Origin of the sequence: Solirubrobacter pauli (assembly GCF_003633755.1) — a bacterium.
Lineage (GTDB): Bacteria > Actinomycetota > Thermoleophilia > Solirubrobacterales > Solirubrobacteraceae > Solirubrobacter > Solirubrobacter pauli.
In genome coordinates this window covers 1955752-1974645 of record NZ_RBIL01000001.1, presented here as the reverse complement: position 1 = coordinate 1974645, position 18894 = coordinate 1955752, and the positions used below count along the sequence as shown (strand labels likewise).

Below are 18894 nucleotides of genomic sequence, written 5' to 3'. Positions count from 1 at the left end.
CCGCTAGGGCGTCGGGACGGGCGTGGCGGTGGTGGTGGGGGCGATCTGCGGGTCGGGCGTCGCGCCGGCGGGCGGTGTCGCCGTGGCGGTCGCCGTCGGGCTCGCGGTGGCGGTCGGCGTCGCCGAGGGCGTCTCGGTCGCCTCGGGCGTGGCGGTCTGCGACGGCTCCTCGCCGGGCGTCTCCGTCGCGGTCGGCGTCGGCGTGGCCCGCTCGTCGTCCTTGGACGACTTGCTGCCGCCGAAGACGCTCGTCGAGCGGTCCGAGTGGCCGACCGAGCGGCCGAAGATCGCCAGCTCGGAGGCCGTGACGACGGCGGCGCCGATCACCGCGGCCACCAGGCCGGTGATGATCCCGAGCTTCCACGGGAAGCGGCGGCGCTTGCGCGTGCGCTCCGGGGTCCGGAGGCCGAAGGGGTCGTCCTCATCGCCCCACCGGCCTACCCGTTCCGGCCCTTCACCGCGCGCGCCGACGCCGGTCGGCTGGCGGCTGCGCACGGCGGCGCCGGTCCCGGTGCGCCGCGCGACGCGCGGCGCCGCCTTGGTGATGACCTTGGTCGGGCGGTTCAGCGCCTCGGTGACGAGGGCGACGATGATCGGGGTGACGGCCGTCGCGATCAACGAGCCTCGTTCCCAGAAGTACGGGACGATGATCGCCGCCGCGACGGCGGACAGGCTCGAGATCAGCAGTGTCGAGAGCTGAAGGCCGCCCTTGGTCTCCTTGGGCTCTGAGCTCACCCCATCGACACTAGCGAGCCGGGTTAGCGCTCCACCTTCGAGCCGGGGACGATGTCGTCGCGGCCGTCGGGCCAGCGCACCCAGGCCTTGTGGCCGCCGTCGTAGTCGGGGCCCCAGAGGACCAGCGTGGCGGGGTCGCCGAGCGCGGTGCACTGGTCGCTGCCCTCGGGGTCCAGCCCGCGCCAGACGCGCACGAACGGGTTGTGCTCGAGCTCGTCGCCGACGGTCGTCGGGTCGGTGTGGCCGGGGCGGATGACCGTCTCCGGCGGCAGCGTGAGGATGACCTCCATGATCGAGTGCTTGATGTCCTCGAAGGAGGTGCTGCCGGGCGCGCGGACGCCGCCGACGGAGCCCTTGAAGAGGGTGTCGCCCGTGAACAGCTCCTTGTCGTCGACGAGGAGGTTGAGCATGCCCGACGTGTGGCCCGGGGTGTGCAGCGCCTTGACCTTCAGGCCGCCGATCTCGAGCTCGTCGCCGGGGTTGAGGTCGCCCGTGGTGCCGGGAACGCGCTCGTCCGGGTGGGCGAGCACGGTGGCGTCCGGGTAGCGCTCGAGCGTCTCGCCCAGGTCCACGACGTGGTCGCCGTGATGATGCGTGAGGAGGACGTGGGTGACGTTCAGCCCGTGCTCTTCGGCCTTCGCGAACAGCGGCGCCATCGGGCCGCCGGCGTCGACCAGGAACGCGTCGGTGTTCGGCCCCGCCGCGACGAGGTAGGTGTTGGTCAGCCAGCCATCACTCATGGAGCGCTCGACGATCATGGCCATGACGGTACTCTCGCGGCGTCATGGAACTCATCCCAAGGGGGCTTCGCCCCCTTACGCCCGATCTTCGCTGGTGCTCAGCGGTCTAACCCCCAGAGTGAGGGAGTGAACATGGAACTGATCCACACTTGCTACCGCATCGGCGACATCGATCGGTCCGTCGCCTTCTACGAGGCTCTGGGTTTCGAGGAGCGGCGTCGCATGCCGATCCGCGACGAGGCCATCAACGTCTTCATGGGTCTGCCGGGTGACGGCGACCGCCTCGAGCTGACGTACAACCACGGCGTCGACTCGTACGAGCTCGGCACGGGGTACAACCACATCGCGCTGACCGTGGACGACATCAACGGCACGCTCGAGCGGCTCGGCCAGCAGGGCATCGATCCCGAGAAGCCCCCGTACCGCGTGCGCGAGGGCGGCTCGCTGATCGCGTTCGTGCGCGACCCCGACGGGTACCGCATCGAGCTGATCGAGAAGAACAAGGGCTGATGGAGCGACGGCTCGCCGTCATCGACTGCGGGTCCAACTCCTTTCGGCTCGTCGTCTTCACCTACACGGACACCTGGTGGAAGCGCACCGACGAGATCCACGAGGCCGTCCGCGTCGGCGAAGGGCTGGAGGCGTCCGGCGCCCTCCAGCCCGCGCCGATGGAGCGGGCGCTCGAGACGCTCGAGCTGTACGCGCACTTCTGCTCGGCGACCGGGATCGACGAGATCCGCCCCGTCGCCACGTCCGCGATCCGCGACGCGTCCAACCAGGCGGAGTTCCTCGCCGCGGCGCGTGAGCGGTCCGGGCTGTCGGTCGAGGTCCTGCCCGGCCCGGCCGAGGCGCGCTACGGCTATCTGGCCGCGGTGAACACCACGACGCTGTCCGACGGCGTCGTGCTCGACCTGGGCGGCGGCTCGATGCAGCTCACGCGCGTCGCGGACCGCGCGGCCGTCGACGCCCGGTCATGGCCGCTGGGCGCGGTGCGCATGACCGAGCGCTTCAACCCGGGCAAGCGGAAGCGCACGGAGGCCCTGCGCCAGCACATCGCGACCGAGCTGGCGAGCGCCCCGTGGCTGGGCGAGGACGGGCGGCTCGTCGCGGTCGGCGGTACCGTCCGCAACCTCGCCGCCGCCGCGCAGCTCGCCGCCGGCATGCCGTCCTACGGCATCCAGGGCTACCGCGTCAGCCGCGACGCGCTGGGCGATCTGATCGACCGCTTCTCCTCCGGCCCGCCCGCCGACGTCCCGGGGATCAAGTACGCGCGCGGCGACCTCATCCTCGCCGGCGCGATCGTCATCGACGGAGTGCTGGAGGCGGGCGGCTTCGACGCCTTCGAGGCCACGGAGGCCGGCCTGCGCGAGGGCGTCTTCTTCGAGCGGCTGTACCCGGGAGCCCTGTCCAGCGACGTCCGCCGCGACGCCGTCCGCAACCTCGCCTCCCAGTACGACGCGGACTTCGCCCACTCCGAGCACGTCGCCCGCCTGTCCCTGGAGATCTGGGACGCCCTCCGCGCCCAGGGCCTGCACGCCGGCGACGACGCCGAGCGCGAGCTCGTCTGGGCCGCCGCGATGCTCCACGACATCGGCGTCGCCGTCGACTACGACGACCACCACAAGCACTCCCGCTACCTGATCCTCAACGCCGGCCTGCCGGGCTTCTCCCCGCGCGAGACGGCCCTGATCGGCCAGGCCGCCCGGTATCACCGCAAGGGCACGCCGTCGCTGGGCGAGTTCGAGCCGGAGATGCGCAGGGGCGACGCGGCGCTCCTGAACCGCTTGGCCGCGTGCGTGCGCCTGGCCGAGCAGCTCGAGCGCTCCCGCGACCAGACCGTCCACGCGTGCGAGGTGGTCGTGTTGGACGGGACGGCCGAGCTGCGGCTGCGGGCGTCAGGGGACACGCGGATCGCGCGCTGGGCGGCCCAGCGGCAGGGTGACCTGTTCAAGCGCGCGTTCGACCGCGAGCTCAGCGTGGTGTGAGGGCACGTAAGACCGCCTCGCCCCGCGGCGACAACCGATAGCCCACGTCCAACGAGATCGTGAGCCCGAGCTCCTTGAGCTTGCGGATGTCGCGCTTGAACGGTGCCGTCTCGCGCCCGAACGACTCGGCCAGGTCAGGCGCGCGTACGGCCGGGCGGTCGGCGATGGCCTGGAGGTAGTCGCGCGCCCAGGGGTAGCGCTCGAGCGCCGCGAACACCGCCTCGTCCGGCGGGGTCTCCCGCAGCGCCACGCGCGGATCGGGGCCGGCGAGCCGCACCCCCACGCGGTAGACGCGGCCCGTCTTGCGCATCCGCGCCTCGACGTCCTCGGGCGACGCGAACCCCGCCGCGCGGGCGTCGTCCTCCGTGATCGACGCCACCGGCTCGCACGACGTGAACTCGACTACGCCGACGCGGGTCTTCTGCGTCGAGCCGACCTTCACGCGCGGCTTGTCCCATCGGCGGAAGGCGAGGGTGATGGTTCCGGCCGCGATCCCGTCGAGATCCTGCGGCCGGAACAGCACGTCTCTCAGACCTCTTGGATCTGCAGGAGCGAGGTCGTGCCCGGCTTGCCGGAGGGCAGGCCGGCGGTGATGCCGACGCGGTCGCCCGGCTGGCACCAGCCGAGCTCGACGACGCGCTTCGCGGCGGCGGCGATCAGCTCCTCGGTGACTTCCAGGCGCCGCATCGAGGCGGCCTGGACGCCCCACATGAGCCCGCAGCGGCGGACGGTCTCGCGGCCCGGGGAGAGCGCGTAGATCGGCACGGTCGGCCGGTGGGCGGAGATCAAGCGGGCGCTGCGGCCGGACAGGGTCGGGCACACCAGCGCCTTCAGGCCCAGCTCCTGCGCGGCGCGGGTCGCGGTGTACGCAAGCGTGTACGCGGGGTCGCGCCGGTCACGGCGGACGCGGCGCTCGTTCCACTCGCGGTAGGGCGCCGTCGACTCCGTGCGCCGGGCGACCGAGGCGAGCATGGCCACGGACTCGACCGGGAACTGGCCGACCGCGCTCTCCTGGGAGAGCATCACGGCGTCGGTGCCGTCGAGGATGGCGTTGGCGACGTCGGTGACCTCCGCGCGCGTGGGGCGCGAGGAGGCGACCATCGAGTCGAGCATCTGGGTCGCCGTGATCACCGGGCGGGCGAGCGCGCCGGACAGGCCGATGATCTGCTTCTGGACGATCGGGACGTCCTGGATGTCCATCTCGATGCCGAGGTCGCCGCGGGCGACCATCACGCAGTCGGTGGCGCGGACGATCTCCTCCAGCCGGGTGACGGCCTGCGGCTTCTCGATCTTGGCCACGAGCGGCAGGCGGGTGTGCTTGCGCAGCTCGGTGACGTCCTCGGCGCGGCGCACGAAGGACAGCGCGACGATGTCCACGCCGATCCGCTCGCCGGTGCGCACGTGCTCGAGGTCCTCCTCGGGCACGGACGGGAGCGCCGCGGTCTCGCCCGGGATGTTCAGGCCCTGGCGGGAGGCGACGGCGCCGCCGACCTCGACGGTCGCGTCGATCTCGCCGGCGTCGGCGCGCACCGCGGTCACCCGTAGCCGTACGGAGCCGTCGGCGAGGTACATGATCTCGTCCGCGTCGACCGTCGAGGCGAGGCCGGCGTAGGTGATGAACAGCTTCGACGCGTCGCCCTCGCCGACGTCCGGACCGCAGACGAAGGTCGTCTTGTCACCCGGCTTGAACTCGACGACGCCGTCACGCAACTTGCCGATGCGGAGCTTGGGCCCCGGTAGGTCCTGCAGGATCGCGACCTGGCGGCCGGCGCGACCAGCGGCCTCGCGGACGAGGCGCGCGGTCTCCGCGTGCTCGTCGGCGCTGCCGTGAGAGAAGTTCAGGCGGGCCACATCCATCCCGGCCTCGACCATCCTGGCGAGGACCTCGGGATCGCGGGATGCAGGCCCGATCGTGGCGACGATCTTCGTGCGGCGCTCCATGGGTGCCCGGAACTTAGCGGGCAGCGAATGCGGGGGTGTGTCCGATGGGTAGCCCGCTCCCATGGCCCGAGCAGCAAGCGAGTCCAAGCCCCAGTCGTCGTCGGGCCGGTTCGGCCGCGACTCCAGCGACGACAACGACAAGCCGACCGATCTTCCGAAGGAGTCCTGGCCGGCGATCCTCAAGCGCACCGTCAAGCAGTTCAGCGAGGACCAGCTCACCACGTGGGCGGCCGCGCTGACCTACTTCGGCGTGCTGTCGCTGTTCCCGATGATCCTCGCGCTCGTCTCGGTGCTGGGCGTGATCGGCCCGTCCGCCACGCAGCCGCTGCTCGACCAGCTGGGCACGGTCGCCCCCGGCCCGGCCAAGGACATCCTCACCAACGTCCTCACGAGCCTCGAGCAGAACCAGGGCGGCTCGACGGTCGCCCTGATCATCGGCCTCGCCGCCGCGATCTGGTCCGCTTCCGGCTACATCAGCGCCTTCATGGACGCGTCCAACAACGTGTGGGACGTGCCGGAAGGCCGGCCGATCTGGAAGAAGCTCCCGATCCGCCTGGGCGTGACCGTCGTGATGCTCGTCCTGCTGACCGTGACCTCGCTGGCCATCGTCTTCACCGGTCCCGTCGCGCAGGAGGTCGGCGACCTGATCGGCCTCGGCGGCACGTTCGTCGACGTCTGGAACATCGCCAAGTGGCCCGTGCTGCTGGTGATCGTGAGCTTCATGGTCTCGCTGCTCTATTGGGCGTGCCCGAACGTCAAGCAGCCCGGCTTCCCGTGGATCACCCCCGGTGGCGTGCTCGCCGTGATCCTGTGGATCGCCGCGAGCGCCCTGTTCGCCCTCTACGTCGCGAACTTCAGCTCCTACAACAAGACCTACGGCTCGCTCGGCGGCGTGATCGTGTTCCTCACCTGGCTGTGGATCTCGAACATCATCATCCTGCTCGGCGCCGAGTTCAACTCCGAGATGGAGCGCAGCAAGGCCATCCAGGAAGGCCACCCCCCGGACAAGGAGCCCTACCTGCCGCTGCGCGACGACACCAAGCTCAAGGACTAGCGGCCGTCGAAGTCCCCGACCGCGGTCGCGGCGCCGACGTGCTGGCCCGTGGCCAGCACGACCTTGGTGAAGGTGGCGTCGCCGCGGCCGAGGTAGGCGACGTAACGGGTGATGACCTCGCGCGCCTCGGCGACGTGCTCGACCGCGACGAGGTCCACGTGGCCGTCGCCGTCGACATCCCCGGGCCAGACCTGGTGGGTCTGCGGCACCGTGTCCGCGAAACGCTCGACGGGAGCGAAGGTGCCGTCGCCGTTCGAGCGGCTCAGGTAGTAACCCGACGGCGTGCTGTCCGAGCCGGGCGGGACGAGCGTCACGGCGTCGGCCTTGCCGTCCTCGTCGAAGTCGCCCGCTGCGATCGGCCCGGGCCACGGCGCGTTCCCGTCGAACGCCGGCCGGGGCGTGAACGTGCCGTCCCCGTTGCTGACCAGCAGGTCGATGCTCAGCAGCAGGTCGGCGCGACCGTCGCCGGTGAAGTCGCCCACGACCGGCGTCCCGAAGTACCCCGGGGCCGGGATCGCGGTGGCCGGTCCGCGCGTGAACGTCCCATCGCCGTTGGCCAGCGCCACCACGTAGCCCTGGCTCTCGAAGCTGACGATGTCGGCCCGGCCGTCGCCGTTGACGTCGAGCACGGCGGTGGCGCTCGGGCGCTCGGGCGCGGGAGCGGTCGTGACCGTGACCCGGCCGTCGGCGCCCGGGCGCGCGACGACGTACTGGAACGTCCCGCTGGACGGCGGCCACGGCTTGAGCGACACCAGCTCCGCGCGACCGTCGCCGTCCACGTCGCCGGCGATCCCGAGCACGTTGTCCGCAGTGGCGAGCGGCGTCGCTCGGAACACGTTGTCCGCCCCGTAACCCAGCGTGAACAGCGTCGTGAGCCGGCTGATCGGCGACTGCGTCGTGCTGATGATCTCGACCGTGCGGGAGCCGCCGCGGGGCGGAACGGGCTGGATCACCGGCAGCGGGCCGGGCGTCACCGGGAACGAGACGCCGCCGTTGTCGATGTTCACGCCCGTGGGCAGCGCCAGATACCGGTCCGGGGCGGCCTTCGTCCCGAGCCGGATGGTCCGGGTGGAGGCGACGTTCCAGCGCTTGCGGTTCATCTCCGCGACCGTGATCGACCCCGCGCCGACGCTCTCGACGACCGCCACGTGCGACGCCTCGCTGGAGGTACCCCGCCACCAGGCGATCGTCCCCGGCCCGGGCGTCGTGCGGACGGTGAGGCCGCGGCTCGGCGCGAGCTTCATCCAGCTCGCCGCGTTGGCGCCGAGGCCGAACGTCGCCGGGTGGCCGAGCCGCTTGGACGCGTACCAGACGTCGTAGCCCGTGCAGTAGCCCGTCTGGTCGATCCCGCTGCGGTAGCCGTTCCACGGCGCGGCGCAGTCGAGGCCGCCCGGGGACGGCTCGAAGTCGGCCATGCGCGAGCTGACGGTGCGCACGGAGCCGGGCACGAGCAGCCGGAGCACACCGCCGGACCTGGTCGCCGCGACGGACACCTTGGCCTGCCCGGCCTTGGCCCTCGCCAGCCCGTTCGCGCGCTTCGCGCAACGGGCTGACAGCGTCCAGGAGGCGTTGCGGGCGAGGCTCGGGACCTGCCAGGTGAACGTCGCCACGGGCTTGGCCGCAGCGCGGAACGGTCCTTGGACGGTCTTGCCACTGCGCGCGGTCAGGCTGCAGACCTTCTGGCCGGGGCCGGCTTCGACACGCGCGACGGCGACCTTGCCCGCAGGGACGGTCCGGGGCGTGAAGACCTGCACCGCGGCGTTCGCGACCGTGGGCGACGCGGCAAGGGCGGTCAGGACGACAAGGCTGAAGACGAGCCGATGAGCGAGCACTGAGCGGCCAGCCTACTGAGAGTGGACCGGTGCGTCCGTCGAATGGATGTCGAGGACTCGAACCGTTCGCGGAGGTGGGGGACGGGCGGGGCCGACGCGATGATGGAGGCGCATGCCCGCCGACGAGCTGATCGATCGCGTCTCCTCCCACCTGACCGGCGATGCCCGCGATGAAGCGCTTCTGCTGGCCGAGCTGGACGCCCTGCCGGCCGGCGAGCTCGTGCGCTTCGACCAGCGGGCCCGCTCCGGCCTGCCGTGGGGCGGCGTCGCGCGGATGCCTCCCGGCGCGCTCCGGGACACGCTGCAGCTCTTCTCGCCGAGCGGCCACGTCCGCGAGGCGGCGATGCGGGCGGTGCGGCTGACGCCGTTCACGACGCGGGCGCTCGTGCTGCGCTGCGCCGACTGGGTGGCGGAGATCCGCTCGGCGGCGTTCCCGCGCCTGCGCACGTGCGACCGCGACCTGCTCCTGGCGGCCCTTCCGCTCGTCGAGTGGATCGCGGACGAGTGGACGCGCGGTGACCGGCTGCGGGCGCTGCTCGACGAGCGCCTGACCGACGACGACCTGCGCACGCTGACGACCACGCGCGCCGACCTGCGCCGCTCGGCCTGGCGCCGCCTCCTCGCCCGCGACGGCCGCACTCCGGCGGACCTGAGGCGAGCGGCCGAGGACGATGACGTGCTGGTCCGTGCGATCGCGGCGCGCGCGCTGGAGCTCCGCCCGGAGGACGAGCGCCGCGCCCTCGCCGAGATACTGCTTGAGGACCGCGTCGGCTGGATCGCCGCGCGCGCCCTCGCCGTGCTGGTCGCCCTCGACGGGGCGACCGCGATCGTGCCCGCGCTCACGGCGCGCAGCGCCACCCTGCGACGGGCCGCGCGCGACTGGGCCCGCGTACGTGCCGTCGACGCGCGCGACGTGTACCTGACGCGCGTCCCGGCCGATGACCTCAAGCTCCTCGGGCTGGCGGAGGTCGGCGACGCTCGCGACGTCGACCGCTTTCGCGCCATGGCCCAGAGCGGCTCGCGCCGAGTGCGGTCTGCGGGCCTCCGCGCCCTCGCGCGGCACGACCGAGAGGCCGCGCGCGGCTACGCGCTGGCCGCGTTGCGGTTCGGGCCCGCGAACCGCGCCTCGGCTACCCGCGGGGTGACGCGCTCGCGTTCGTGCTCACGACGACGTGAAGCGGCCGTCGCGCAGGATGACCTCGCCGTCGGCGCTGAGCGTGCCGCCCTGGCGCAGGTCGCAAATCATGTCCCAATGCACGACCGACTCGTTGGTGCCACCGGTCTCGGGATAGGAGCGGCCGACCGCGAGGTGCACGGTGCCGCCGATCTTCTCGTCGAAGAGGATCGCGCCGATCGGGCGGTCGATGCCGAAGTTGGTGCCGATGCCGAGCTCGCCCAGATAGCGGGCGCCCTCGTCGGTGTCGAGCGTGGCCTGCAGGTACGCGTCGCCGCGCTCGGCCTTGGCGCTGACCACGCGGCCCTGCCGGAACTCCAGCGTCACGTCCTCGACGACCACGCCGCGCGGCGAGGTCGGGATCGTGAAGCGGATGACGCCCTCGGCGGAGGTCTCGTGCGGGCCGGTGAAGACCTCGCCCGACGGCATGTTGCGCTTGCCGTCGGAGTTGATCCACGTGCGTCCGTCGACGGTGAGCCGCAGGTTCGTGCCCTCGGCCTGGATGTGGATCTCGCGCTTGGGCGCGAGCCGCTCGATCAACCCCGCCTGGAACGTGCGCAGCTCGCCCCACGCGGCGGCGGGGTCCTCGCGGTCCAGGAACAGGGCGCGGGTGACGAAGTCCGCGAACTCGCGCGTGCCCATGCCGGCCTGCTGCGCGGCGGCGGCGGTCGGGTAGAGCGTGATCGCCCAGCGGCGGGCCAGGACGACCTCGCGCAGCGGCGACCGGGCACGCTGCGCGCGGGACAGCCGCGTCGGGTCGACGCCCGCGAGCGCGTTCGCGTTCTCGGTGGCCTGGATGCGCAGCGAGGCGTCGATCGCTTCCGCCTCCGCGAGCTCGGAGGACGGGAAGCCGTCCAGGTGCCGGTCGCCCGCGGCGCGCCAGAAGCCCTCGGCCTGCCCGGGCAGGGACGCGCGGATGAGCGGCCACGCGTCACGCTCGAGGATCTCGCGCTGGAGCTCGAGCAGCAGCGGCGCGGCCAAGGTCGAGGACTCGACCAGCACCTGCTGGCCGGGCTGCACGTCGAGGCAGTAGTCGGTCAGCAGCCGCGCGAAGCGGACGTCGTCGATCACGGTGCGGTCATCTCCGGGAAGTGCTCGGCCAGGTGCTCGCGCAGCACGCCGCGGATCCAGACGCGCTCCGCCTGGGAGGCGAAGCGGTAGCGCGCGAGCAGCTCCTTCTGCTTGCGGATCGGCGGCGTGTCCGCCACCTCCCAGCGCACGGCGAGCCGCTCGAACAGGAACTCCACCGAGCGCTGCCAGGCGTCCTCGCGCGAGAGGATGTTCCCGCCGGCGACCTCGGCGTACTGGAGCCGCGTGGCGGGCGTCATCGAGCCCCGCAGGACGAGCGTCGTGCCGTCGTCGGAGCGGTACTCGAACTCGGGCGCCTTCAGGCGTTCCTTCTTCGCCATCGCGACGACGGTAGCGTGCTGGGCGTGCGCAAGCCGACCCGACCACGCGAGGTGGGCCGGGGCGAGCGCGTGCTGCCCGGCGTGTGGCGGCTGCGGCTCCCCCTCGACCTCCCTGGCGTCCCCCATGTGAACGCCTGGGCCCTGAAGGCCGGCAGCGGCATCGTGCTGGTCGACACCGGCATGCACGACCGCGGGACGATGGCCCATCTCGAGCAGGCGCTCGACCGGACGGGCCACCGCGTGTCGGACATCCAGCTGATCGTCGTCACCCACGCCCACATCGACCACTGCGGCCAGGCGCCGCCGCTGGCCAAGCGCGCCGGCTGCGAGGTGTGGATGCACCCCAGGTGGGCGCTGCACGCGCACGAGGACCTGGACGAGTCGATCGACATCGCGCTGCTCAGCGGCGTGCCGGAGGGGCCGCTGCGCCAGTGGGCGGACGCCCGGCGCGGGATGGGCACCGGCCAGGCGGGCGAGCTCTACAGCGACAAGGACCTCGTCCCCGGGGTGACGTTCGAGACCGACGCGGGCGTCTGGCAGGTGGTCGAGACACCCGGCCACGCGCCCTCGCACGTGTGCCTGCACCAGCCCGAGCAGCGCGTCCTGCTCACCGGGGATCATCTGCTCGGGCGCGTCTCGCAGTACTTCGACGTCGGCTACACGCCCGACCCCGTCGGCGAGTTCCTCGAGTCCCTCACGGTCGTGGAGGGCCTCGACGCCCGCCTCGCGCTCGCCGGTCACGCCCGCCCGTTCACGGACATCCAGGCCCACATCGACGCCAACCGCGTCGAGGTCGAGAGCAAATTGCAGGCCACGCGCGCCGCGTTGGCGGACGGTCCGCGGTCGGCCTACGAGGTCGCCCGCGTCGTCTACGGGGAGACGTTCAACGCCGACATGGCGAGCTGGCTGATCACGTTGACGCGCGCCTGGCTCGTGCACCTGGCACGGTTGGGCGAGATCCTCAATGATGGTGGAGATCCCGTGGAGCACTGGCGCCTCGCCTCGTAGCATGGGCGCGATGCGCATCGACGAACGGATCGCGAGCGGGACCGAGCCGGCCTTCTCGTTCGAGTTCTTCCCGCCCAAGACCGATGAGGGCGAGGCGAACCTCGAGACGGCGCTGCACGAGCTCGCGCGTCTCGAGCCGACGTTCGTGTCGGTGACCTACGGCGCCGGCGGCACGCCCGCCGAGCGCGGCAAGACGATCGACATCGTCAGCTCGATCAAGGCCACCCACGGCCTGGAAGCGATGGCGCACTTCACCTGCGTCGGCGCGTCGGTCGACGAGCTGCGCGCCGTGCTGGACCGGATGCGCGACGCCGGCATCGAGAACGTCCTGGCCCTGCGCGGCGACCCGCCGGCGGGCGTGGACGCCAAGAACTGGGTCGCGGCCGACGGCGGCCTGCGCTACTCCCGCGAGCTGATCGAGCTGATCCGCGCGGACTACGACTTCGCGATCGGAGCGGCGTGCTTCCCCGAGGTGCACCTGGCCGCCGAGTCGGCCGAGTCGGACCTGCGCTACACGCGGGAGAAGGTCGACGCCGGCGCGCGCTTCCTCGTCACGCAGCTGTTCTTCGACAACGACCTCTACTACGACTTCGTCGCCCGCGCGCGCGACGCCGGCATCGACGTCCCGATCATCCCGGGCATCATGCCGATCACCAACGTCAAGCAGGTCAAGCGCTTCACGGAGATGTGCGGCGCCACGATCCCGCCCGGCCTGCTGCGCGAGCTCGAGCTGCGCTCGGACCAGCCCGACGCGGTCGCCGACTTCGGCGTCGCCTACGCGACGATGCAGTGCGCCGACCTGCTGGCCAACGGCGCGCCCGGCATCCACTTCTACACGCTCAACCGCTCGCCCTCGACGCGCGCGATCCTCTCCGCCCTGCGCTGCCTGGCGCCGTGGCGGAAGGCCGTCAGCGCCTAGCCGGCGCGGCGGCCGCCGGGGCGGGCGGCGTAGAGCTCGCGGTCGGCGGCCTCGAGCAGGTCCATGACCTCGGCGCCGTCCCCGGGCGTCTGCGCCAGGCCGACGGTGATGCCGAGCGGGCTCGCGCCCGTCACGAGCTCGACCGGCAGGGTGTTGGAGACCTCCTGCATGATCGCCTCGGCCGTCTGACGGCCGGCGGACTCGCCCTCGCGGACCCAGAGGCCGAACTCGTCGCCACCGAGGCGGCCGGCGACGCCGTGGCGGGCGAGGACGCGGGCGACCTCGGTCAGGACGAGGTCGCCGGCGCGGTGTCCGTGGGCGTCGTTGACGGTCTTGAAGCCGTCGACGTCGCACAGCAGCAGCGCGCCCCCGGTGCCGGCCTCGAGCTCGCGCCGGACCGTGTCGATCCAGCTGCGGCGGTTGTGCAAGCCGGTCAGGTCGTCGGTATGGGCGGCGGCCTCCAGGCGGCCGACGGCGGAGGCGAGGTCCCCGGCGGCGCCCGCCGGGGCGATCACGCCGGCCTTCTCGGCCACCTCGTCGAGCAGGTCCGGCGTCGCGCCCAGCCGGTCGAGGGCGATCGCGAGCAGCTCGCGGTCCGGGTCGCCGCCGGTGACCATGTGCGCCAGCACGTCGGCGACGACCACGCAGGCCGTCTCGTCCGACGGCACGGCGAGGCCGGTCGGGCCGCCGTGGTGATAGGCGATCGCGCGCGTGACGTCGTCGGCGGGCTCGCTCAGCCCGACGAGCAGCGCGCCGGCCTGGGCGTGGTCGAGCCCGAGGAGCTTGCGCTCGAGCTGCGCGCGGGGGGAGCCGAACGGCGCCTCGGCCGCGATGTCCTCCAGCGGCTGGACCCCGAACGCCGCCGGCATCAACAGCTTGCCGACGTCGTGCAGCAGCCCGGCCAGGTGCGCGGTGTCGGTGTGCGCGCCGCGCAGGTCAGCGGTGGTCGAGGCGTATCCGGCGACGGTCACCGCGTGCACGTGCAGCTGCCCGCGGCTCAGGTGCGCGCCGCCCGGGAAGCGCTCCAGGAAGCGGTAGGTCTCAGCCTCGAGCGCGATCCGCACGAGCGCGCGGCGGCCGAGCAGCGTCACCGCCTGGCGGATCGTGCGCGCCCGGATCGGCCGGGCGTTCGCGGCGGAGTTCGCGTAGCGCAGGAGGTTCGCGCTGAACGCCTCGTCGGACTCGATGACCTGCACGAGGTCGGTCGTCGTCCCGTCGGGATCGTTGGCCAGCGTGCGGATCCGGGACACCGTCCCGCTCAGCACGGGCAGCGGGCCGATGCGCCTCAGCGCGTCGTGTACGCGGGTGTCGGGCTTGTCGTAGCGGGCCATCCGAAGACGTCATCGGCGGCACCTGCAGGCAGCATGAGGGGCATCTCAGGGGCCGGTTTCTGGAGCACTGGGCTCGATGTTCAGGGCATGCGCAACTCGTGGCTGACCATCCACGTCCCAGGTCACGTCGACCTGATCATTGCGCTTGTAGGTCCCAATACCCCAAGCGCCCAAGAACCATCGCCAAAATCCCAGGTTGCCCTCCTTCACCAGCTCCTTGGTGAAGACGAGCTCGCCGTCGGACACGCGGTAATCGCGCCCCAGCTCCTGACGCACCCCATTCAGGTAGACGCTGAACGGCTCGCGCACGCCGGCGGGCAGACGGACTCGTGTCTCGGCCATGAGCGTGAGAGAGTACGCCGAGCCCGCCTCTACGCTCTTCCCGCCGTGTCCGCGCAGCCGTACCGCATCCGTCGTAGCGACCGCGCGCGTCGCATCCGGGTCAGCGTGGACAACAACGGCGAGATCGAGGTCGTGCTCCCCCGCCGGTCGCCCGAGCGGCACGCCGAGCAGGCGGTGAAGGAGCTCGCGCCGTGGATCGAGCGCCGCCGGCGCGCGGTCGCCGCCGCGCAGCTGGAGATCGGCCGCGCGCCGGGAACGGTGCCGTACCTGGGCGAGACGCTGACGCTGGTTCCCGAGCGCGGGCGCACGCGCGTGCACCGCAGCGGGGACCGGCTGCTGATCCCGGACACCGGCGACGCGCGCGCGGCGATCGAGCGCTGGTACCGGCGCCAGGCCAAGCTCGAGGTGGCGCCGCGGCTGGACGCGGCCTGCGCGCGGGCCGGCTCGACCTACACCGGCCTGACGATCCGCGGGCAGAAGACGCGCTGGGCGTCCTGCTCGTCCTCGGGCGGGATGTCCTTCAACTGGCGGCTGCTGCTCGCGCCGCCGGAGATCCTCGACTACGTCGTCGAGCACGAGGTCGCCCACCTCGAGGTGATGGACCACTCGCCGCGCTTCTGGCGCCTGCTCGCGTCGCGCTCGCCGCGCTGGCGCGAGCACTCCGCGTGGCTGAAGCGCTACGGCTCGACGCTGACGCTCTGACGCAGCGCCTGCAGCGCGTCGCCCTCGAGCGGCGTGCGGCGGATCCGGCCCGTCCAGGCGACGAGCGACCCGTCGCCGCGGACGTCGACGCCCGCGCGCTGCCCGGCGCCCTTGAGCTCGATGCGCGCCGCCACCAGCTCCTCCGGCTCGTACGTGCGCCCGAGCGCGTTCACGGCCTGGAGGTCGCCGCGCGCCTCGCGCTCGACCGCGGCGAGCGCCTGGTTGAGGGTCTCGTAGTCCTCATGCGACACCTGCGGCCCACGCCGCACGGTCACGCGGTAGCCCTTCACTGCACCTGGTCGAGCAGCGGCTTGACCTTGTCCCAGCGGGCGATCTCGCACCCGTCGGTCCGCGAGAAGCGTGCGTCCACGGGCTCGCCGCGCAGCGTGCCCTTGATCGTCGCGGTCTCCGGGCCGCCGAACATCTGCGTGCACGCGACGTCGCCCTTGGGCTCGGCGAGGTCGGCCGCGGACACGCCCGCGGCGGCGCCGCACGCGTCGCCGTCCGTCGGCGCCTTGCAGGTGACCTGCAGCTCCTTCGCGGCCTCGCCGCCGTCCCCGTCGGCGTCGACGGTGACGACGAAGTTCGCGAGCTCGTCGCTCCCACCGCCGGTGGCCGGCGTCGTGGCCTCGTCGGAGCCGCACGCCGAGAGCGCAAGCAGAGCGGTGGCGGCCACGACCGACGCGAAGCGGTACATGGGCCTAGCGTAGTGAGGCGGCGACCAAGCGGACGGGCTCGCCCCAGCCGACCTTGCCGACGCACGCGCCGTCGTCGTCGTGGCTCGGCGACCAGCGCCACGCGATGAACGGCGTGTCGGGCAGCGGGCGGCCGAGCAGCTCGTGCTCGGACCGGCCGAGCGCGGCGCAGGCGGTGCCGTTGGCGATCTCGACCCGGTCGTCCGCGTCCAGGGCGACGATCAGCGCGGCCGCGCCGTCGAACGCGCGCCGCGCCCGGGCGCGCTTGCGGCGCCGGGCCAGGTAGGAGCCGAGCTGCGCGCCGATCGTGGCGAACAGCGCCGAGACCTCCGCGTTCGGCTCGCGGGCGTCGGTCGCGTACAGCTCGATGACGCCGACGCACTGCTCGTCGGACGTGATCGGGAAGGCGGCGGCGGTTACCAGGCCGGCCCGCAGCGCCTCGTCGGACGCGCCGCTCCAGATCGGACGCCGGAACCCCCAGACGCGGCCGGCCAAGCCCTGCCCGGCCGCGAACGAGCGGTCCCGCGTGGTGTTCATCAGCGCGGCGATGCTCGCGCGTGAGCTCGCGGCGTGCCAGGTGGTCGCGCACGCCAGCCGCGCGCCGTCCGCGCGCCAGACGGCGCCCGCGGCCCAGCCGAGCGACTCCCCGAGCGTCGCGAGCACGCGCTCGCACAGCACCGCCGGCTCGAGCCCGGCCGCCAGGTGGTCGCCGATCGCCTGCTGCGCGCCGAGCAGCCGGTGCGCGCCGCCCACGCGGCGGCGCATGCGCGCCTGCTCGAGCTCGCGCTGGAGCACCGCGCCGAGCTGGTTGAGGGTGGACACGCGCGGCACGCCGTGGGGCAGCGTGCCCTCGCCGAGCGGCGACACGGAGATGAACGGCAGGTGCGGGTCGGCGAGCCGCACGAGCGCGAGCGCCTTCTGGCTCGGAACCGCGTTCACGCCGTCGCCGCCGTACAGGACGGCGTCCCAGCCACGCCGCGCGAGCGCCGCGTTGAAGGCTTCCTCGCCGTGCACCGGCACGGCACGCTGGACCGCTCCCGTCCGGGAGATCAACGCGGCATGGCTCGCGGGGACGTCGACGAGCAGCGCGGTGACAGACCTCACGGTCAGTGCATCGGCGTGAGCACCCGCGTGCTTAAGGGCAGCTGGACGACGATCTCACGTACGCCGTCGGCGATCAAGTCGCGCTCCACGTGCGTCCCGAAGCCGCGCATCAACCGCACCGCGCCGCGATTCGTCGCCAACATCGTGCCGCTGAAGCGCTCGATCCCGTGCGCCGCCGCGCGCTCCGCCAGCTCGTCTATCAGCCGCCGGCCGAGCCCCATCCGCTGCCATGGATCGCCGATCACGACCGCGAGCTCGGCCGTGTCGGGCGACACGCGCACGCAGCGGGCGACGCCGATCAGCGATCCGAGAAGCGCGTCGACGGCCACCAGCGCGATGTGGTCGACCTGGTCGACCTCGGTCAGGTAGCGCAGCTCAGACGCGCTGAAGGACGTCTTGAGCGTGAGGAAGCGCCGCATCGCGGTCTCCGGGCTGAGTGTCTTCAGGCCGAGGGAGAGCAGCCGCTTGTCCTCGGGCTCGATCGGCCGGAGGCGGACCGTCGTGCCGGTGGGGAGGGTGAGGAGCATGAGTTGCATCAAACAACTCAGCCCCTCCTCCCGTCAAGTGGGGCTAACCGCCGTACGTGCCTTAACGCTTGTCGAGCGGGATGTAATCCCGGTTGCGCTCGCCGGTGTAGATCTGGCGCGGGCGGGCGATCTTCTGCTCCTTGTCGTCGATCATCTCGAGCCACTGGGAGATCCAGCCGCTCGTGCGCGGGATCGCGAACAGGACGGTGAACATGCCGACCGGCATGTGCAGCGCCTCGTAGATCAGGCCCGAGTAGAAGTCGACGTTGGGGTACAGCTTGCGCTTGACGAAGTACTCGTCCTCGAGCGCGATCTTCTCGAGCTCCATGGCGATCTCGAGAAGCGGGTTGACACCCGTGACCTCGAAGACGTCGTCGCACGCCTTCTTGATGATCTTCGCGCGCGGGTCGTAGTTCTTGTAGACCCGGTGCCCGAAGCCCATCAGGCGCTCCTTGCCCTCCTTCACGCCGGCGATGAAGTCCGGCACGTTCTCCTTGCGCTCGATCCGGCGCAGCATGCGCAGGACCTGCTCGTTGGCGCCGCCGTGCAGCGGGCCGTAGAGCGCCGCGATGCCGGCGGCCACGGCGGAGTACGGATCCACCTGCGAGGAGCCGACCGCGCGCACCGCGCTCGTCGAGCAGTTCTGCTCGTGGTCGGCGTGCAGGATGAAGAGGATGTCGAGCGCGCGCTCCAGACGAGGATCGGGCTCGTACTTGAGCTCGCTCATCTTGAACAGCATCGAGAGGAAGTTGCCGGGGTAGCGCAGGTCGTTGTCCGGATAGACGTACGGCTGGCCCATGTTGTGGCGGTAGGCGAACGCCGCCAGCGTCGGCATCTTGGCGATCAGGCGGATGATCTGCAGGTAGCGGATCTCCGGGTCCTTGATCTGGTTCGCGTCCGGATAGAACGTCGAGAGCGCGCCGACCGACGCGAGCAGCATGCCCATCGGGTGCGCGTCGTAGCGGAAGCCCTGGATGAAGCTCTTGACGTTCTCGTGCACGAACGTGTGCGTCGTGATCTTGTTCGTCCACTCGTCGAGCTGCTTCGCGTTCGGCAGCTCCCCGTGTACGAGGAGATAAGCCACCTCGAGGTACGTGGAGTGCTCGGCGAGCTGCTCGATCGGATAACCGCGGTACTCCAGGACGCCGTTCTCGCCGTCCAGGTAGGTGACGGCCGAGCGACACGAGGCGGTGTTCATGAACGCGGGGTCGTAGGACATGACCCCGAAATCGCTCTCGTTGACCTTGATGTCGCGTAACGCGGTCGCGCGGATGGTTCCATCCTCGACCGGGACCTCGTACGTCTTCCCGGTGCGATTGTCCGTGATCGTCAGCGTGTCATTCGCCGTCGCCACGCCACCGGTTTCAGTCTGCTCCTCGGTTCCCACTGCAGCTCC

Annotated in this window: 20 protein-coding genes; 6 read left to right on the top strand and 14 right to left on the bottom strand. The window is 72.1% G+C overall.

The window, feature by feature from the left end:
* Nucleotides 1–3: 3 nt before the first annotated feature.
* The gene (locus C8N24_RS09385) at nt 4–735 is read right to left on the bottom strand and encodes a hypothetical protein (RefSeq protein WP_121249784.1); all 732 of its coding nucleotides are present in this window, start codon (nt 733–735) and stop codon (nt 4–6) included.
* A gap of 23 nt (nt 736–758) precedes the next feature.
* Nucleotides 759–1493 (bottom strand): MBL fold metallo-hydrolase, encoded by a 735-nt coding sequence (locus tag C8N24_RS09380; RefSeq protein WP_170178970.1) that lies wholly within the window; start codon nt 1491–1493, stop codon nt 759–761.
* A 114-nt stretch (nt 1494–1607) separates the two neighbouring features.
* Here C8N24_RS09380 and C8N24_RS09375 point away from each other — a divergent pair, with 114 nt between their 5' ends.
* Nucleotides 1608–1985 (top strand): VOC family protein, encoded by a 378-nt coding sequence (locus tag C8N24_RS09375; protein WP_121253081.1) that lies wholly within the window; start codon nt 1608–1610, stop codon nt 1983–1985.
* On the top strand, nt 1985–3460 hold the full coding sequence (locus C8N24_RS09370; RefSeq protein ID WP_121249782.1) for a Ppx/GppA phosphatase family protein: 1476 nt from the start codon (nt 1985–1987) through the stop codon (nt 3458–3460). Before C8N24_RS09375 ends, C8N24_RS09370 begins: the two co-directional genes overlap by 1 nt.
* Here C8N24_RS09370 and C8N24_RS09365 read toward each other — a convergent pair.
* Both C8N24_RS09365 and pyk read right to left on the bottom strand, forming a co-directional pair.
* Complete coding sequence (locus C8N24_RS09365; RefSeq protein WP_121249781.1) at nt 3447–3983, bottom strand: ASCH domain-containing protein; 537 nt, start codon at nt 3981–3983, stop codon at nt 3447–3449. The two genes, C8N24_RS09370 and C8N24_RS09365, sit on opposite strands and share 14 nt — an antisense overlap.
* Before the next feature lie 5 nt (nt 3984–3988).
* Nucleotides 3989–5401, bottom strand: a complete 1413-nt coding sequence (gene pyk / locus C8N24_RS09360) for a pyruvate kinase (protein WP_170178969.1) — start codon at nt 5399–5401, stop codon at nt 3989–3991.
* 61 nt (nt 5402–5462) lie between these two features.
* On the opposite strand from pyk, the gene C8N24_RS09355 reads away from it, so the two are divergent.
* Nucleotides 5463–6455, top strand: coding sequence for a YihY/virulence factor BrkB family protein (locus C8N24_RS09355; protein WP_121249779.1), 993 nt, complete (start codon nt 5463–5465; stop codon nt 6453–6455).
* Here C8N24_RS09355 and C8N24_RS09350 read toward each other — a convergent pair.
* The 3 genes from C8N24_RS09350 to C8N24_RS09340 form a co-directional block, all read right to left on the bottom strand.
* Complete coding sequence (locus C8N24_RS09350) at nt 6452–8287, bottom strand: FG-GAP-like repeat-containing protein (protein ID WP_121249778.1); 1836 nt, start codon at nt 8285–8287, stop codon at nt 6452–6454. The genes C8N24_RS09355 and C8N24_RS09350 overlap by 4 nt on opposite strands.
* 1162 nt (nt 8288–9449) lie before the next feature.
* Entirely contained in the window at nt 9450–10532 is a 1083-nt protein-coding gene (locus C8N24_RS09345; RefSeq protein ID WP_245971802.1) for an aminopeptidase, read from the bottom strand.
* Complete coding sequence (locus C8N24_RS09340; protein WP_121249777.1) at nt 10529–10870, bottom strand: hypothetical protein; 342 nt, start codon at nt 10868–10870, stop codon at nt 10529–10531. Before C8N24_RS09340 ends, C8N24_RS09345 begins: the two co-directional genes overlap by 4 nt.
* Nucleotides 10871–10894: 24 nt before the next feature.
* Here C8N24_RS09340 and C8N24_RS09335 point away from each other — a divergent pair, with 24 nt between their 5' ends.
* Nucleotides 10895–11878: an MBL fold metallo-hydrolase gene (locus tag C8N24_RS09335; protein ID WP_121253077.1), complete on the top strand. Its 984-nt coding sequence runs from the start codon at nt 10895–10897 to the stop codon at nt 11876–11878.
* A 10-nt stretch (nt 11879–11888) separates the two neighbouring features.
* Entirely contained in the window at nt 11889–12797 is a 909-nt protein-coding gene (gene metF, locus C8N24_RS09330; protein WP_121253074.1) for a methylenetetrahydrofolate reductase [NAD(P)H], read from the top strand.
* Here metF and C8N24_RS09325 read toward each other — a convergent pair.
* Nucleotides 12794–14128, bottom strand: a complete 1335-nt coding sequence (locus C8N24_RS09325; RefSeq protein WP_121249776.1) for a sensor domain-containing diguanylate cyclase — start codon at nt 14126–14128, stop codon at nt 12794–12796. The two genes, metF and C8N24_RS09325, sit on opposite strands and share 4 nt — an antisense overlap.
* 45 nt (nt 14129–14173) lie before the next feature.
* Nucleotides 14174–14470 (bottom strand): hypothetical protein, encoded by a 297-nt coding sequence (locus C8N24_RS33810; RefSeq protein WP_170178968.1) that lies wholly within the window; start codon nt 14468–14470, stop codon nt 14174–14176.
* Between the two features lie 45 nt (nt 14471–14515).
* Between C8N24_RS33810 and C8N24_RS33805 the strand changes: the two genes are divergently transcribed.
* Nucleotides 14516–15172 carry a M48 family metallopeptidase gene (locus tag C8N24_RS33805; protein ID WP_170178967.1) on the top strand — a complete coding sequence of 219 codons (657 nt, stop codon included), beginning with the start codon at nt 14516–14518 and terminating at the stop codon, nt 15170–15172.
* On the opposite strand, the gene C8N24_RS09315 is transcribed toward C8N24_RS33805, so the two are convergent.
* The 5 genes from C8N24_RS09315 to C8N24_RS09295 form a co-directional block, all read right to left on the bottom strand.
* Entirely contained in the window at nt 15148–15447 is a 300-nt protein-coding gene (locus C8N24_RS09315; protein WP_147447716.1) for a hypothetical protein, read from the bottom strand. The genes C8N24_RS33805 and C8N24_RS09315 overlap by 25 nt on opposite strands.
* Before the next feature lie 11 nt (nt 15448–15458).
* Complete coding sequence (locus tag C8N24_RS09310) at nt 15459–15869, bottom strand: hypothetical protein (RefSeq protein ID WP_121249773.1); 411 nt, start codon at nt 15867–15869, stop codon at nt 15459–15461.
* Nucleotides 15870–15873: 4 nt separating this feature from the next.
* Nucleotides 15874–16971: a GAF domain-containing protein gene (locus C8N24_RS09305; RefSeq protein WP_121249772.1), complete on the bottom strand. Its 1098-nt coding sequence runs from the start codon at nt 16969–16971 to the stop codon at nt 15874–15876.
* Between the two features lie 2 nt (nt 16972–16973).
* The gene (locus C8N24_RS09300; RefSeq protein WP_170178966.1) at nt 16974–17498 is read right to left on the bottom strand and encodes a GNAT family N-acetyltransferase; all 525 of its coding nucleotides are present in this window, start codon (nt 17496–17498) and stop codon (nt 16974–16976) included.
* A gap of 61 nt (nt 17499–17559) precedes the next feature.
* A complete protein-coding gene (locus tag C8N24_RS09295; protein WP_245971801.1) occupies nt 17560–18852 on the bottom strand; it encodes a citrate synthase in 1293 nt (430 codons plus the stop codon).
* Nucleotides 18853–18894: the final 42 nt, after the last annotated feature.